The sequence below is a fragment of the Frankia sp. CeCAU1 genome, assembly GCF_977971845.1.
The window spans coordinates 1-14264 of record NZ_CDWWXA010000126.1 but is presented as its reverse complement, the minus strand read 5'-3'; the positions used below and the strand labels follow the sequence as shown (position 1 = coordinate 14264).

13 protein-coding genes and 1 riboswitch are annotated in these 14264 nt (G+C 70.6%); of the genes, 1 reads left to right on the top strand and 12 read right to left on the bottom strand.

The window, feature by feature from the left end; all coding sequences use genetic code 11:
* The 12 genes from panC to fbaA all read right to left on the bottom strand — a co-directional run.
* The coding region (gene panC / locus AC08OO_RS18655) for a pantoate--beta-alanine ligase (RefSeq protein WP_476618819.1) at nucleotides 1–1096 on the bottom strand (1096 nt) is incomplete at its 3' end.
* Between the two features lie 200 nt (nucleotides 1097–1296).
* Entirely contained in the window at nucleotides 1297–1503 is a 207-nt protein-coding gene (locus AC08OO_RS18650; protein WP_476607209.1) for a hypothetical protein, read from the bottom strand.
* A gap of 302 nt (nucleotides 1504–1805) precedes the next feature.
* On the bottom strand, nucleotides 1806–2717 hold the full coding sequence (locus AC08OO_RS18645) for a phosphoribosylaminoimidazolesuccinocarboxamide synthase (RefSeq protein ID WP_476610450.1): 912 nt from the start codon (nucleotides 2715–2717) through the stop codon (nucleotides 1806–1808).
* Nucleotides 2718–2814: 97 nt separating this feature from the next.
* Nucleotides 2815–4122 (bottom strand): adenylosuccinate lyase, encoded by a 1308-nt coding sequence (gene purB, locus AC08OO_RS18640; protein WP_476610451.1) that lies wholly within the window; start codon nucleotides 4120–4122, stop codon nucleotides 2815–2817.
* Complete coding sequence (purE, locus tag AC08OO_RS18635) at nucleotides 4119–4643, bottom strand: 5-(carboxyamino)imidazole ribonucleotide mutase (RefSeq protein ID WP_011438725.1); 525 nt, start codon at nucleotides 4641–4643, stop codon at nucleotides 4119–4121. The genes purB and purE overlap by 4 nt, the downstream gene beginning before the upstream one ends.
* Before the next feature lie 3 nt (nucleotides 4644–4646).
* Nucleotides 4647–5957, bottom strand: a complete 1311-nt coding sequence (gene purD / locus AC08OO_RS18630) for a phosphoribosylamine--glycine ligase (protein ID WP_476607211.1) — start codon at nucleotides 5955–5957, stop codon at nucleotides 4647–4649.
* A 338-nt stretch (nucleotides 5958–6295) separates the two neighbouring features.
* Complete coding sequence (locus AC08OO_RS18625) at nucleotides 6296–7090, bottom strand: hypothetical protein (RefSeq protein ID WP_476610455.1); 795 nt, start codon at nucleotides 7088–7090, stop codon at nucleotides 6296–6298.
* 197 nt (nucleotides 7091–7287) lie between these two features.
* The gene (locus tag AC08OO_RS18620) at nucleotides 7288–8571 is read right to left on the bottom strand and encodes an adenylosuccinate synthase (protein WP_476610452.1); all 1284 of its coding nucleotides are present in this window, start codon (nucleotides 8569–8571) and stop codon (nucleotides 7288–7290) included.
* A gap of 91 nt (nucleotides 8572–8662) precedes the next feature.
* Entirely contained in the window at nucleotides 8663–9097 is a 435-nt protein-coding gene (locus tag AC08OO_RS18615; protein WP_476610453.1) for a DUF3151 domain-containing protein, read from the bottom strand.
* An 85-nt stretch (nucleotides 9098–9182) separates the two neighbouring features.
* Nucleotides 9183–9902: a transglycosylase family protein gene (locus AC08OO_RS18610; RefSeq protein WP_011438720.1), complete on the bottom strand. Its 720-nt coding sequence runs from the start codon at nucleotides 9900–9902 to the stop codon at nucleotides 9183–9185.
* A gap of 641 nt (nucleotides 9903–10543) precedes the next feature.
* Nucleotides 10544–11221, bottom strand: a complete 678-nt coding sequence (locus AC08OO_RS18605; protein WP_476607216.1) for a transglycosylase family protein — start codon at nucleotides 11219–11221, stop codon at nucleotides 10544–10546.
* A gap of 18 nt (nucleotides 11222–11239) precedes the next feature.
* Nucleotides 11240–11452, bottom strand: a riboswitch (cyclic di-AMP (ydaO/yuaA leader).
* A gap of 918 nt (nucleotides 11453–12370) precedes the next feature.
* Nucleotides 12371–13408, bottom strand: a complete 1038-nt coding sequence (gene fbaA / locus AC08OO_RS18600) for a class II fructose-bisphosphate aldolase (protein ID WP_476607217.1) — start codon at nucleotides 13406–13408, stop codon at nucleotides 12371–12373.
* A gap of 203 nt (nucleotides 13409–13611) precedes the next feature.
* Between fbaA and AC08OO_RS18595 the strand changes: the two genes are divergently transcribed.
* Nucleotides 13612–14241: a DedA family protein gene (locus AC08OO_RS18595; protein WP_476607218.1), complete on the top strand. Its 630-nt coding sequence runs from the start codon at nucleotides 13612–13614 to the stop codon at nucleotides 14239–14241.
* Nucleotides 14242–14264: the final 23 nt, after the last annotated feature.

Sequence of the window (14264 nt, the reverse complement as noted above, 5' to 3'; positions counted from 1 at the left end):
CGGCGGGGGATCCGGCGGATGCCGGAGCTCCGGTGGGGGCCGGCGCCGGGGATTCCGGAGGCAGGACGAGATCGATGTTGTCGATCAGGCGGGTGGTGCCCACCCGGGCTGCGACGAGTAGCAGAGCGGGACCGCTCCGGACCGGACGTAGATCGTCGGGGCTGGCCAGGGCGAGGTAGTCCACGTCCACCCCGTCCGCGGCGGCCAGGACCTCCCGCGCGGTCGCGAGCACGGCGTCCCGCCCGCCCGCCTGGGCCCGTGCCCCGGCGGCGAGCGCTCGGGACAGTGCGAGCGCGCTGCGCCGCTGGTCGGGGGTCAGGTAGACGTTCCGGCTCGACATCGCGAGGCCGTCGGGCTCGCGCACGGTCTCCACACCGATCACGGTGACGTCGAAGGCGAGGTCCGCGACCATCCGGCGGATGCAGACCAGCTGCTGGGCGTCCTTGCACCCGAAGAACGCCAGGTCCGGACGGACCAGGTGGAGCATGGTCCCCACCAGGGTCAGCATCCCATCGAAATGGCCCGGACGGGCGGCGCCTTCAAGCAGCTCACCGAGCGGCCCGGCCTGCAACCGGACGAGCGGCGGCGGGTCGTGGATCACCCCGGGGGCGAAGACGAGATCGACTCCTTCCCCCGCGCACACGTCGAGATCGGCGGCCAGGGTGCGCGGGTACCGGTCGAGATCCTCACCCGCGCCGAACTGCAGCGGATTAACGTAGATCGTGGCAACCACCTGGTCCGCTTGGGCCCGGGCGGCGCGCAGCAGCGAGGCGTGGCCCTCGTGCAGCGCTCCCATTGTCATGACGACGGCTCTGGTCGGGCGCGGGTGCCCGGCTGCCGCCCGAGTGGGCGCGCCGTCCGGCGCGGGCAGACCGGCCTCATCCCGCCGGGCGATGTTGGCCTGCCGGTCGAGCGCGGCGAGCGCGGCGCGCAGCTCGGCCCGGTCTCTGGCCAGGACGGGACGGGACGAGCCGGGGAGCGTGCTGGGCCGGGCGGAGGGGGCAATGCTCCTTGCGGAGGGGACCGTGGCGGTGGCCGCCTGGTCGCGGGATTCCGTCGATGGGCGGCCGGGCGTGGTGGAGAAAACAGTAGTCATGATCCGTTCCAGTCCTCGGATGGGGTACCGGACGTCGTTGGCAACTGTAACTCGGCTGCAATGGTTGCCGCCCTCCCCTGTGAGCTGGGCTTCGTTCGGGCGATCGTCCCGAACGAAGCCCTCTGCTCACGCCGGAAGGTGCAATTTGTTGCTTTATGACGTTATGCCCCACTTCGTGGGGGCGGCGAGTCCGCCGGAGTTCAGCTCCCGGCGTGCGCGGGCTCAGCCCGCTCAGGGGCCTCGGCCCCCTGGGGAGAGGAGGGCGTGGGGGCTCCTGGGCGGGTGTGCTGCGCGACGTAGGTGCCGGCGGCGATCGCCGCCGCGACCGGCCATTCGATGATTGAGGCCGCGGCGAGCCCGCCGAGTCCCAGGTAGTAGGCGCTCTTGCCCAGTGACGGCCACTGCATGCTCGTACCTCGTCCAACCTCGAACCGCGACGTGAGTAGCGGTGCCCGGACCGTGAAGGTGCGTGTGCCAGACGATCGCTCGGGGCCCGTGGGCGCGGCCGGCTGCCGCTGGTCCCGCGCAGGGGCAGAGGTGTCCGTGTCCTCCCGGTGCGGCTGTGTCCGTGCCCGTGGCGGAGGGTCCGTCTTCGTGGCCATGGCAGCTCACCTCTCTCGATATCTCGATCTTCTTCTAGGAGAGAACCTAAGATGAACTTATAGTATCCAGAACATAACTTCTCGTGCTGTTCGCGATGCGAGCGCGGTCAGACGGTGGACAGGTAGTCCTTGAAGGAGATACCGGTCAGTCGCTCGTAGGCCTCCACGTAACGGGCCCGGGTCGCCTCGACAACGTCCGCGGGCAGCTCCGGCCCCGGCGTGGTCCTGTCCCAGCCGGTACTCGTCAGATAGTCACGGATGTACTGCTTGTCGAAGGACGGCTGGGAGGCCCCGGGCCGCCAGGTGTCCTCCGGCCAGAACCGGGACGAGTCCGGGGTCAGGACCTCGTCGGCGAGCCGCAGCGTGCCCTGGGTGTCATGACCGAACTCGAACTTGGTGTCAGCGAGCAGGATGCCGCGCTCGGCTGCGAGGACACTGGCCCGGCCGAAGATCTGCAGGGTCAGCTGCTCGAGCTCGGCGGCGAGCTCGGTGCCGATCCGGCCGGCCGCGTCGGCCCGACTGATGTTCTCGTCGTGCTCACCGATCGGCGCCTTCGTGGACGGCGTGTAGATCGGTGCCGGCAGCTTGCTGCCGTCCACCAGCCCGGTGGGTAGGGGATGCCCGCTGACCGCGCCGGTGCGCTGGTAGTCCTTCAGCCCGCTGCCGGTCAGATAACCACGGGCGACGCACTCGATCTGCACCATGTTCAGGCGTCGGCACAGCATCGACCGGCCACGCAGCTGCTCCGTGTACGGAGTGAGCTCGGCGGGGTACTCGTCGACGTTCGAACTGACGACGTGGGACGGGACCAGGTCGGCGAGCTGGTCGAACCACCACAGCGAAAGCCCGGTGAGAACGGCTCCCTTGTCGGGAATCTCGGTCGGTAGGACCACGTCGAACGCCGAGATGCGGTCGCTGGCGACCAGCAGCACGGCGTCGTCCCCGACCGCGAACAGCTCCCGGACCTTGCCCGAACCCAGGTGGGTGAGTCCGGCGAACTCCTCATGTGTAAGCGGCATAGACAGACCGTACCCAGGGAGAACAACAGCACCTGCCGGCCGGGGCACCGCGCCATGCCTGCGCGGCTGCGCGGCGGGTCAGGTGCGGGGGTGCGGGTCAGGTGAGGGCCGCCAGGGCGTCGAAGACCGGGCCGAGGCGCTCGGTGTAGCGCTCGGGCCGGCTCACCTCGTTGAGCCTGGCCTCGTCCAGGGGCAGGCCGCGGTCGCCGGCGTGCTTGCGCAGCGTTTCCCGGAACGGCACGCCGGTCTGCCAGGTCTCCATCGCCGCCGCCTGGGTGACGGCGTAGGCGTCCTCGCGGGACAGCCCCGTCTCGACGAGTTCGAGCAGCACCGCCGAGGTGTAGACCAGCCCGCCCGTGGCATCGAGGTTCGCCCGCATCCGTGCGGTGTCCACGACCAGCCCGGTGACCAGCCGGGTCGTCAGGTGCAGCAGGTAGTCGACGCCGGTGGCGGCATCCGGCAGCGCGATGCGCTCGGTGGAGGAGTGGGAGATGTCGCGCTCGTGCCACAGCGGCACGCCCTCCAGCACCGGGACGTACTGCGCCCGGACGATCCGGGCGAGCCCGGCGATGCGCTCCGACATGATCGGGTTCTTCTTGTGGGGCATCGCGGAGGAGCCCTTCTGCCCGGAGCCGAACGGCTCGGACAGCTCCCGGACCTCCGTGCGCTGGCCGTGCCGGACCTCCAGGGCGACCGCCTCGCAGACGGTCGCGAGCCCGGCCAGCGCCGCGACCCAGGAGGCGATGCCGTCGCGCAGCACGACCTGGGTGGCCACCGGGGCCGCGGTGAGGCCCAGCTTGTCGGCCACGTAGGCCTCGACGTCGGGGTCGATGTTGGAGTACGTCCCGACCGCGCCGGAGATCTTGGCGACGGCCACGTCCGCGCGGGCCGCGCGCAGCCGGTCGCGGCAGCGGGCGAGCCCGAACGCCAGGTCCGCGACGCGGTGCCCGAACACCGTCGGCTCGCCGTGGATGCCGTGCGTCCGGCCGACCCGCAGGGTGTTCCGGTGGGCCAGGCCGAGGTCGCGCAGCGCGGCGACGAGAGTGTCCGCCCGGGCGAGCAGCAGGTCGGTCGACTCGACCAGCTGCAGCGCGAGCGCCGTGTCGAGCAGGTCGGAGGAGGTCATGCCGAAGTGCACGTAGGCGGCGGCGGACCGGGGTTCGGTGCGGTCGGCCCAGGCGGTCAGGAAGGCGATGACGTCATGCTGGGTGACGGCCTCCACCTCGGCGACGGCTTCGGGCGTCGGAGCGGGGGCGGCCCGGACCGGCTCGATGGAATCGGCGGGGATGCGGCCCGCGGCGGCGTGCGCCTCCATGACCAGCACCTCGACGCGACACCACAGCTCGTACTTGTGCGCCTCCGACCACACCCGGCCCATCTCCGCCAGGGTGTACCGGCCGATCATGGCTGGCTGCCGGCCGCAGCCGCCGCGCTCAGCCCGTCCGCCGCGGCCTGCTCGAACTCGTCCTTGAACGCGGCCAGCTTCAGCCCCAGATCGGGATCGGCCAGCGCCAGGATCTGGATCGCCAGGATCGCCGCGTTCGTCGAGTTGTTCAGACCCACGGTCGCGACCGGGACGCCCGGCGGCATCTGCGCGATGGCGAGCAGCGAGTCCATGCCGTCCAGCGCCCCGCCGGAGATCGGCACGCCGATTACCGGCAGCGTGGTGAGGGCCGCAATGGTGCCGGGCAGCGCGGCGGCCAGGCCTGCCCCGGCGATGACCACCGAGATGTCGCGGGCCCGTAGCTGACCCACGTAGTCGGCGAGGGTGCGCGGCGCGCGGTGCGCCGACAGCGACACCTGCTCGTAGGGCACACCGAAGCGTTCCAGAGTGGCGCCGGCCTTGCTCATGGTCTGGGTGTCCGACGGTGATCCGAAGACGATCGCCACCTGGGGATGATCCGGCCCGGGGGTGCTCTGCGACACGGTCTACTCCTTCTTTCTATGTCCTGCGGGATCCTCGCCGGACGCGATGTCCGTTCGACGGACGTCGGCCGCGTGGCGCATCCGGGACGGATCTCCGATGTCGGTGCGGTAATGGGCGCCGGGCAGCGAGATGCGGCTGACGGCCTCGTAGGCCGATCCTCGCGCGGACTCCAGGTTGGAGCCGATGGCCGTGACGGACAGCACACGGCCGCCGGCCGAGACGATCCGGCCATCCGGCTCCCTACGGGTACCGGCATGCAGGATGTCGACGCCGGCCAGCGCGCCGGCGGCGGCGAGCCCGCGGATCGGGTCGCCGAGCCTGGGGGCCACCGGATAGCCGTGCGCGGCGACGACGACGCTGATCGCCGCGCCGGAGCGCCACACCGGTGCCCGCCGGCCGGAGAGCACGTCCGTCAACGGCGTCGTGAGCAGGGCGAGGATGGCCTGCACCTCGGGGTCACCGAAGCGCACGTTGAACTCCACCACCCGCGGCCCGCGGGTGGTCAGCGCGAGCCCGGCGTAGAGCAGACCGGTGAACGGGGTGCCGCGCCGGGCCATCTCGGCCACCGTCGGCCGGATCACCGTGGCGACGATCTCCGCCGGCAGGCCGTGCGAGGCCCAGGGCAGCGGGGTGTACGCGCCCATCCCCCCGGTGTTCGGGCCGGTGTCGCCGTCGCCGACCCGTTTGTGATCCTGCGCCGGCAGCATCGGGAGGACCGCGCCGGACTCGGTCACCACGGCGAACAGGGAGACCTCGGGCCCGTCGAGGTACTCCTCGAGAACAACCCGGTCGTCCGGTCCGCGCAGGCTCGCGCGGACCGCGGCGACGGCCGCGTCGCGATCCTCGGTCACCGTGACGCCCTTGCCGGCGGCGAGCCCGTCGTACTTCACCACGTACGGCGGGCCGAAGACGTCCAGGTCGGCCAAGGCGGGCTCGATCTCGGTGTGGTCGCGAGAGGCCGCCGTGGGCACCCCGGCGGCGCGCATGACCTCCTTGGCGAACGCCTTGCTGCCCTCCAGCCGGGCCGCGGCCGCGCTCGGGCCGAAGACCGCGAGACCGCGGGCGCGTATCTCGTCGGCGGCCCCGGCTACCAACGGCATCTCCGGACCGACGACGGTGAGGTCCGCGCCGACCGCCTCAGCAAGGTCGGCGACGGCGTCCGGGTCGGCGACGTCGAGCGGGCGGGGCTCGGCGAGCTCGGCGGTTCCGGCGTTTCCGGGCGCGCAGACCAGCGAGCCGACCCGGGGATCGCGGGCGAGCGCCCGGCACAGCGCGTGTTCACGGCCGCCGGAGCCGACAACAAGAATCTTCATCAGTTCACCTCGCGACGCAAGCAGCGGCCCGGTGCGCGGCGGCGAATTCCCGGTAACGCCGACGGAGCGGGCCGCGTCGCCGCCACGGCCGTGCGCGGGGGACGCGAGGGTCGGTGGCGGCCGTCACCGGTTGTCCCTGGCGCGCGGCGCCGGGACGGAGATCCGGACCGGGCGCGGGTGCCATCGCGAACCGGCGAACCCCGCCTGGGGCATCGCGTCGTCGCAGTTCGGTCGGGTCACGGTTCCACAGTAGCGGGTGTGCTGATCATCGTGTGCGTCGTGCCCGGTCGGTGCCGGTGACTCCCGGCCGATCATCTGGGACGATCCGCGCTGAGCGACTACAGCCCGACACCCGACCGCCAGAGCAGGTGGGCCATGCCGTGCACCAGGTGCAGCGCGCAGCGGCGTGCGTCCACCTCGGCCATGCCCGCGACGATGGCGGCGGCGTCGACCGGCCAGACCCGGACCTCCCGGCCGAGCACGGTCAGCGGGGCGGGATCGTCGCGGCCCTCGAAGGCGCGCCCACCCGGTTCGACGAACAGGTGCAGCGACCGCCCCGCAGCCGGGAAGTTCTCGCAGCGCCAGTACAGCAGTGGCCACGCCTGTAGCCGTTCCCGCCGTCCCGGCCAACGCCGGCGGCGACCGGGGTCGACGGCAGCCTCACCCGCGTCCGCCCGATCCGCCCGATCCGCCCGATCCGCCGGGTCGGCCCGGGCCGCCGGGTCCGTGACCGCCCGTGGCGCCCCGCCCTCGCTCAGGTCCAGCGCGGGCAGCGGCCGCCCGGCACGGTACCGCACCGGCGCGCGGTGCGGCGTGGTGCGGGTCGCCCGCACCGTGACCGGTGGTACCAGGTGTTCGGCCGCGCAGAAGTCCAGGAAGTCACGGATCTGGGCGTCGACGTGACTGGCGACGGCCGCGGCGCGTTCGAGCCGCTGTGCCTCGGCCCGCTTCGAGCTCCGGATGGCGTGGCTGCCCCGCAGCAGCACGTCGGTCAGGGTCTGCGGCAGAGCCTCGCCGGTGGGGGAGAACCCGACCGGCCAGGCGTCGGAGTCGGTCGGGTGCAGGTAACCGCGTCTCACGGCCGGTGGCCAACGGGCCGGTTGCGGGGCTTCGGCCGGTTCCGGCAGCGACAGCGGTGTCCGCCCGGGGATGGAAGGATCGTCATCCGACGGCCGGGACCTGACAACGGCCACCGCCACCACCCCCGGACGTCATTGCTTTGCGTGACTGCCCAAGCGTCGATGGTAATGCTTCCGGGTGCAACCGGAACCGACCGGATCTCGGCCCGCGCCGGGCGGGATCAGATCAGGTCCGTTCCGGACCAGTCGTTTCAGACCAGGTCATTGATGACGAGCGTCTGGTCCCGCCCGGGACCGACGCCGACCGCCGACACCGGGGCGCCGGAGAACTCCTCCAACGCCCTGATGTAGTCCTTCGCGGCGCCGGGCAGGTCGGCGAACGACCGGACGTCGGAGATGTCCTCGTGCCAGCCGGGCAGGTCGGTGTAGATCGGCTTGGCGTGGTGGAACTCGGTCTGGGTCATGGGCATCTCGTCAACCCGTTCGCCGCCGATGTCGTAGCCGACGCAGATGGGCACCCGGTCGAAGCCCGACAGGACGTCCAGTTTGGTGAGGAAAAGGTCGGTCAGGCCGTTGACCCGCACCGCGTAGCGGGCGATTACGGCGTCGAACCAGCCGGTGCGCCGCGCCCGGCCGGTCGTCACGCCGAACTCCCCGCCGATGCGGCGCAGCTCCTCTCCGACCTTGTCGTCCAGTTCGGTGGGGAAGGGGCCGGCGCCGACCCGGGTCGTGTAGGCCTTGATGATGCCGATCACCCGACTGATCCTCGTCGGGCCGATGCCGGCGCCGGTGGCCGCGTAGCCGGCGGTCGGGTTCGATGAGGTGACGAACGGGTAGGTGCCGTGGTCGACGTCGAGGAGGGTGCCCTGGGAGCCTTCGAGCAGCACGACCTTGCCCGCGCGCAGCGCCCGGTCGAGGATCAGACCGGTGTCGGCGATGTGGGGTTGCAGGCGTTTCGCGTAGTCGGCGTACTCCTCGACCACCTCGTCGAGCTCGATCCGGCGCCGGTTGTAGACCTTGGCCAGGATCTGGTTCTTCTCCCGTAGCACCAGTTCGAGCTTCTTGTGGAAGATGCCCGGGTCGAGGAGATCCTGCACTCTGATGCCCGTACGGGCAACCTTGTCGCCGTAGGTGGGACCGATGCCGCGACCGGTGGTACCGATCCGCGCCTTGCCCAGGTAGCGCTCGATAACCCGGTCCAGCGCCCGGTGATGGGGCATGATCAGATGGGCGTTCGCGCTGATCAGGAGCCGGGAGACGTCGATGCCGCGGGCGATGAGCCCGTCCATCTCGGCCAGCAGCACGCCCGGGTCGATGACGACCCCGTTGCCGATCACGGGAACGCAGTCGGCCCGCAGCATGCCACTGGGAATCAGGTGGAGCGCGTAACTCTCCGCCCCGATGACCACGGTGTGGCCGGCGTTGTTGCCACCCTGGTAGCGGACGACGTAATCGACGGCGCCGCCCAGGAGGTCGGTCGCCTTTCCTTTTCCCTCGTCGCCCCACTGGGCGCCGATGAGGACAAGAGCAGGCACCGGGCGAGGTTACTAGGGATGGCGGGGTCGTGGGGCCGGCTGCGGCATCCTCGCTGGTCTCCACCACCGACACGGCCTGATGAACTCACTGTCAGGTGAAGCCGAGCTCACTGGCAGCGACGGGATCGCTGTCGGCCAGGAACATCCGGCAGCGGGTGGCCTCCTCGGCCTCCCCGATGGCCGCGGCCGCCCGACCGAGAGCGGCGAGCGAACGCAGGAACCCGCGGTTGGGTTCGTGTGACCAGGGGATCGGCCCGTTGCCCTTCCAGCCCGAGCGGCGCAGGGCGTCGAGGCCGCGGTGATAGCCCGTGCGGGCGTAGGCATAGGCCTCGACGGGTCGTCCGCCGGTGAGCGCGAGCTCGGCGAGCGCGGCCCAAGGCACGCTGAACGCGGGCAGCCGGGCGGCGACGGCATCCGGCGGATCACCGGCGACCAGCGCATCGGTCGCGGCCGCGTCGGAGGGCAGGAGCGTCGGCGGCGGACCGGAGAGCAGGTTGGGCTTTCCCGAGGTGGACGGCGTCATCATGAGTGCATCCTGCCCGACGACCGGCCGCACACGTCATGGAGGTCACCCCGGACGCGCTTGCCCTGCGCGCACGGTGACCGGTCGGTCAGGCCCTGACGCTGACGTTCCACAGATTCTGGCCGACGACCCCGGGTTGACCGTCGCTCACCCGGGTGAGGTACGAGTACAGCGCGGCGATGCCCTGCGACTGCGGTCCGAACTTGCCGTCGACGGTGAGTACGAAGCCCTTCTGACGCATCCTGTCCTGCCAGACGAAGGCGTCCGGGCGAACGTCGTCGCTCAGGGACGCGTCGAGGACCGTGCCCCTGAACGAGCCGTCCCCCATCTCCCGGCGGGCCCGGTCCAGCGTCATGGGGGGTTCCACCGGGGTGATGGCCTGCTGGATGACGTCACCGGAGCCGCCCGGGACACTGGCCGGGCCGTTGTTGGTCAGGCCCATCTTGACCGAGCAGGACGGCCATGGCTGCCAGCCCCGCTGGTTGTAGAGCTTCGCGGCCGCCTCGTCCTGCGTGGCGGGCGATGCCTGGTACGGGCGGCCGGAGTACCCGAGCCCGTGCCAGGTCTGGTCGTCGAACTGGTAGGCACCGGAGAAGCCGTTGCCGGTGTTGACCGCGTAGTTGCCGCCGGACTCGCATTGGCGGAGCTTGGCGAAGTCGTCGGAGGTGGCCGCGCCCGCCGGAGCCGCGGTGACCGCGAGGCCGCTGCCGACGATGGCCGTGACCGCGCCGGTGGTGCGCAGGATGCGACCGGCGGGCGATGGGGCCTGCGGTGCTCGATGTCTGCCGCCACGACGCCCAGAGGGCATGTCAGTCCAATCCCGTCGCCTGCGGGGTGAGCTGTCGGGTGCGGGCTGGGATGGCCCGGCCGGAGGATCCGACCCCGGGTGGGAACCGCTCTCCACCATGGGCCGGGACGCACCGGCTTTACCCCAAGGACGCCGCTTGCGGCGCCCGAAATGTGGGTCCCCCACTCCTGCCCGCTGCGGTCGATGTTCGTTCCGGCCGCTCGTACGGGGGCAGGACTCGGCGTCCGTCCGGGCGGCCTCGCCGACGAGGCGAGTGAGCGGCACTCTAGCGAGAACCGCTCATGGAGCGCAAACCGGGGTGGTCCGGAGTAACCAGTGAGGATCGCGCGAATCGTGCCACTTCCATACAGGTTCCGCAGGTGGCTCGCTGGTCCTGCTGTTCCTCGTCGGCCCTGCCGGAGGCCGGTCAGGGTGCGGTCCGGGTGATGCTGGTGGTGGGTTGTACGGGCCGGCCCGTACGGGCCGTCAACCGGAGATCGCCCGGAGGCCTGTCGGGCCAGCCCGTCGTCGAGGTGAGATCCCCTGACCGGTGTCGCCGGGGTGGGATGTCCGGTTCCCGCGGCGGTCGTCCCTCCGCCACGGGAGCGGAGCGAATGGATCAGCTGATGGAGTTGATGGAGCTGATGGAGAGGATCAGCGGATCAGCGGAAGGTGGCCCGCCAGGTCGCCGGGCCGACGATGCCGTCGACGGCGAGTCCCTTGGCGGCCTGCAGGGCGCGGGCGACTGCGGCGGAGCGTGGTCCGTAGCGGCCGTCGATCGTGAGCGGATAGCCCAGATGGTTGACGCGGGCCTGCCAGGCCCGCACGTCGTCACGTACCTGCCTGGCCAGTGCGGTCGTCAGGTTACGGGTGAATACAGGAGTGCTCATGGAGATGGGACTGACCGTCAGCTCGCGGCGTTCCGTCGTGCGCGAGGCCTGGCCCGAGGAGCTCGACGAGCCGCCCGCGAGCTGGTCGGCGCCCATCCCGCGGCCACAGGCCGGCCACTGGCCGAAGCCGGACCGCCGGGCGAGCTTGAGTGCGGCCTCGTCCTGGACGGCCGGGGGAGCCTGGTGCGGCAGACCGCCGTAGCCGAGGCTGTGCCAAGTGCTGGCGGAGAACTGGTAAGCGCCGTAGTACGCGTTGCCGGTGTTGGTCGTGTAGTCACCGCCGGACTCGCACTGCCGCAGGCCCGTCCAGGTGGTGGCCGCATCGGCCGGCTGGCTGAGCGCGAAGGTGCCGCCCACCGCCGCCGCGAGTACTGGCGCGACCACGAGGGCCCGGGCCCGGCTGCGGGTACCGGCGCGGCATTGTCGGCCACTGATACGTGCGTCGGACATGTCTTGTGGTCCTTCCCCACGCCTGCGAGGTGAGCTGTCGGATTCGGGCTGGGAACTGCCCGGCCGTGCCAGGGATCCCTGGAGACGGAAGCCGCACCGGAAATACCTTTCCGTGTGGTCGTCGCACATGGCTTCACCCCGAGAGCATCGAATCCTTTCGATACTCGGAGATGGGTCCCCCGTTCCTGCCGCCCGGTTCGAGAAATCGTCGGCCAGGGGCAGGATTCGGCGTGCCGCCCGACGAATGCCCGACGTTGTTGCCGGGCACGGCGAAAACCATAACCACGCCGCCCGGCGAGTCGCCAAGCATTGAATAGGGTGCGTGAAAAAGAGCACACTCGGCGCGCCTGCTTGAGTAGGAACTGGCGGCCTGGTATCGCGCGTGCGCGCCCGCTCATCAACCTGGCGGTACGGCGTGCGGAGGCATTTGTGCTCGGCCGGTCACCCTGTTTGCCGATGGTCGACGATGAGCGGAGAGTCCCACATCAGGCCAGATGTGTGACATGTCGACAAAGGCGTGACGGCCCTGCTACGAGATCGACGCGAGTGATCGTCCTGATACTACACTTCGTCCATTGAAGCCTGTTTTTGTGAGAAAAACAACGGAAATCGGGCGGTAACTTACAGCGTTGTGATTTTTGCACACGGCGGATTCAATCGGACACCTACTGTAAAAAGCGCCTGTCGGGCCACCGCAGTGGGCGAAGGGGTTCCGTGGGGGCGGGGCGGTAGGTGAACGGTTACCGAAGGTCCGGTGCGTGTCCGCTCATTTGGCCGAAACCTGCTGGTTGCCGGCGGGGGCGGCGTTACGCGAGGAGCGGGGTGCCGCGCCCGCTAAACAGTGGTCCCCCAGCCGTCGGAGCGACCGGGGGACCGTGCGGGCCGGCATAGTACGGGAAATCGGCGGGTCGTGCATCGGACCGGGGCGGGTCGGATGTCCGCCGCGTGCCGGTCGTTCCGTCCGCCGGAAATGATGGAGAGGGTCGGACCGAGGGGCCCGGAGAATGTCCTCGGACGAGCGGCGGCGGTTGCTCGGTTGCCTGGTTTCGCGGCCGGCGGCTATCTGTCCGCCTGTCCGCCGGCCGGCGGACAGGCCGGCCGGTATCCGACGAACCGATCCCGCCAGCCGGCGTGCGCTCCTGGGCCGGACTATGCCCGCCCGAGGCTGGTGCCGGCGGAACGGAGGTCCTCACACGCCTGGGCGACGCGGGCCGCCATGCTGCTCTCCGCGAGCTTTCCGTAGGTACGCGGGTCGTACGCCTTCTTCACGCCGACCTCACCGTCCACCTTGAGAACGCCGTCATAGTTTTTGAACACGTGGTCCACGATGGGGCGGGTGAATGCGTACTGGGTGTCCGTGTCCACGTTCATCTTGACCACCCCGTAGTCGAGGGTCTCGCGGATTTCGGTGAGAGCCGACCCGCTACCGCCGTGAAAGACGAGGTTGAACGGCTTCGCGCCGGCTGGCAGCCCGAGCTTCCTGGCGACGTACTCCTGTCCTTCGTGCAGAATCGTCGGGCGTAGCTTGACGTTTCCGGGCTTGTACACACCGTGCACGTTGCCGAAGGTGGCGGCGAGCAGGTAGCGCCCCTTCGCGCCGGTGCCGAGCACCTCGGCCGTCCGCCACATGTCCTCCGGCGTCGTGTAGAGCTTCTCGTCGATCGCGCCGACGACGCCGTCCTCCTCGCCGCCGACGACCCCGATCTCGACCTCGAGAACAATCTTCGCGGCGGCGGCGTCCGCGAGTAGTTCTTCGGCGATCTTGAGGTTCTCCTCGAGGGGGACCGCCGAGCCGTCCCACATGTGCGACTGGAAGAGCGGCTCGCGCCCCTGGGCCACCCGATTCTTCGAGATCGCGATCAAGGGACGGATGTAGGTGTCAAGCTTGTCGGCCGGGCAGTGGTCGGTGTGCAGGGCGATGTTGACCGGATACGCCTCCGCGACGTGGTGGGCGAACTCGGCCAGTGCCTCCGCGCCGAGGACCATGTTCTTCACCGTCGAGCCGGACAGGTACTCGGCACCGCCGGTGGACACCTGCACGATGCCGTCACTGCCGGCTTCGGTGAAGCCCCGCAGCGCGGCGTTCAGGGACTGCGACGAGGTCACGTTGATCGCGGGGTAGGCGAAGGACTGGGCCTTCGCCCGGTCGAGCATCTCGGCGTATACGTCTGGCGTGGCGATGGGCATCGGTGGGGCTCCTTACGAACCTGTAGGGGCGCCGATCAGCCATGCACCCGCGGTGCAGGGCAGCCGGATCGGGCCGAAGCCCGCCGTGGACTCCTGATGGGCGAAGGGTATGACGCCTTGCCCCGTCCCGGGGTCGGATGCGGCTGACGTCGCCGGCGCGGTGCGGATCCGCGCGATGTGGTCCCCGCCGACTTGGTCGGCGGGTGCCGACCAAGGGCCGGCACACTGGTCGAGTGGACGTCGGCAGCCTGTCCGGGATGACGCTGTACGTCGTCCTCTTCGCGGTCATCTTCGTCGAGAGCGGGATCCTGATCGGGTTCTGGCTTCCGGGTGACACCATTCTCTTCGCGGCCGGGCTGATGGCGGCGGACGCGGCGTCGAACGTGTCCGTCGCGGTCCTCGCGATCGGGGTCGCGGCGGCAGCCACCGTCGGGGCGGCGGCGGGCTACTACACCGGGCATCGTCTCGGCCGGCCGTACCTGGAGCGCAGGCACGCCACGGTGCTGGCCCGTACGGAGGAATTCTACCGGCGGTTCGGGCCGATCACCCTGGTTGTGGCCCGCTTCGTGCCGTGGGCGAGGACGTTCGCGCCGGTACTCGCCGGGACCGTGGCGATGTCATGGTCCCGCTTTCTGATCGCGGTCGTGCTCGGGGCGCTCGTCTGGGGGACCGGATTGATCCTTCTGGGTTATACGGCGGCAGCCATTCCTGGGCTGCGGGACGCGGCGGTGTGGATTGCGCTCGTAGTGATCGTCATCTCCGTCATCGCCGGGATCGCCGGCGAGCTGCTGCGCCGGCGATCGGGCCGGCTCCCCGACCAGGGGCCGCGGTAGTCCGGGGCGGGCGAGGAGCGCCG

Bases quoted from the DNA above. Each gene is read 5' to 3' on its own strand.
- AC08OO_RS18650 (WP_476607209.1), bottom strand. From the start codon at position 1,503: ATGCAGTGGCCGTCACTGGGCAAGAGCGCCTACTACCTGGGACTCGGC.
- AC08OO_RS18645 (WP_476610450.1), bottom strand. From the start codon at position 2,717: ATGCCGCTTACACATGAGGAGTTCGCCGGACTCACCCACCTGGGTTCG.
- purB (WP_476610451.1), bottom strand. From the start codon at position 4,122: ATGATCGGCCGGTACACCCTGGCGGAGATGGGCCGGGTGTGGTCGGAG.
- purD (WP_476607211.1), bottom strand. From the start codon at position 5,957: ATGAAGATTCTTGTTGTCGGCTCCGGCGGCCGTGAACACGCGCTGTGC.
- AC08OO_RS18615 (WP_476610453.1), bottom strand. From the start codon at position 9,097: ATGATGACGCCGTCCACCTCGGGAAAGCCCAACCTGCTCTCCGGTCCG.
- AC08OO_RS18610 (WP_011438720.1), bottom strand. From the start codon at position 9,902: ATGCCCTCTGGGCGTCGTGGCGGCAGACATCGAGCACCGCAGGCCCCA.
- AC08OO_RS18605 (WP_476607216.1), bottom strand. From the start codon at position 11,221: ATGTCCGACGCACGTATCAGTGGCCGACAATGCCGCGCCGGTACCCGC.
- fbaA (WP_476607217.1), bottom strand. From the start codon at position 13,408: ATGCCCATCGCCACGCCAGACGTATACGCCGAGATGCTCGACCGGGCG.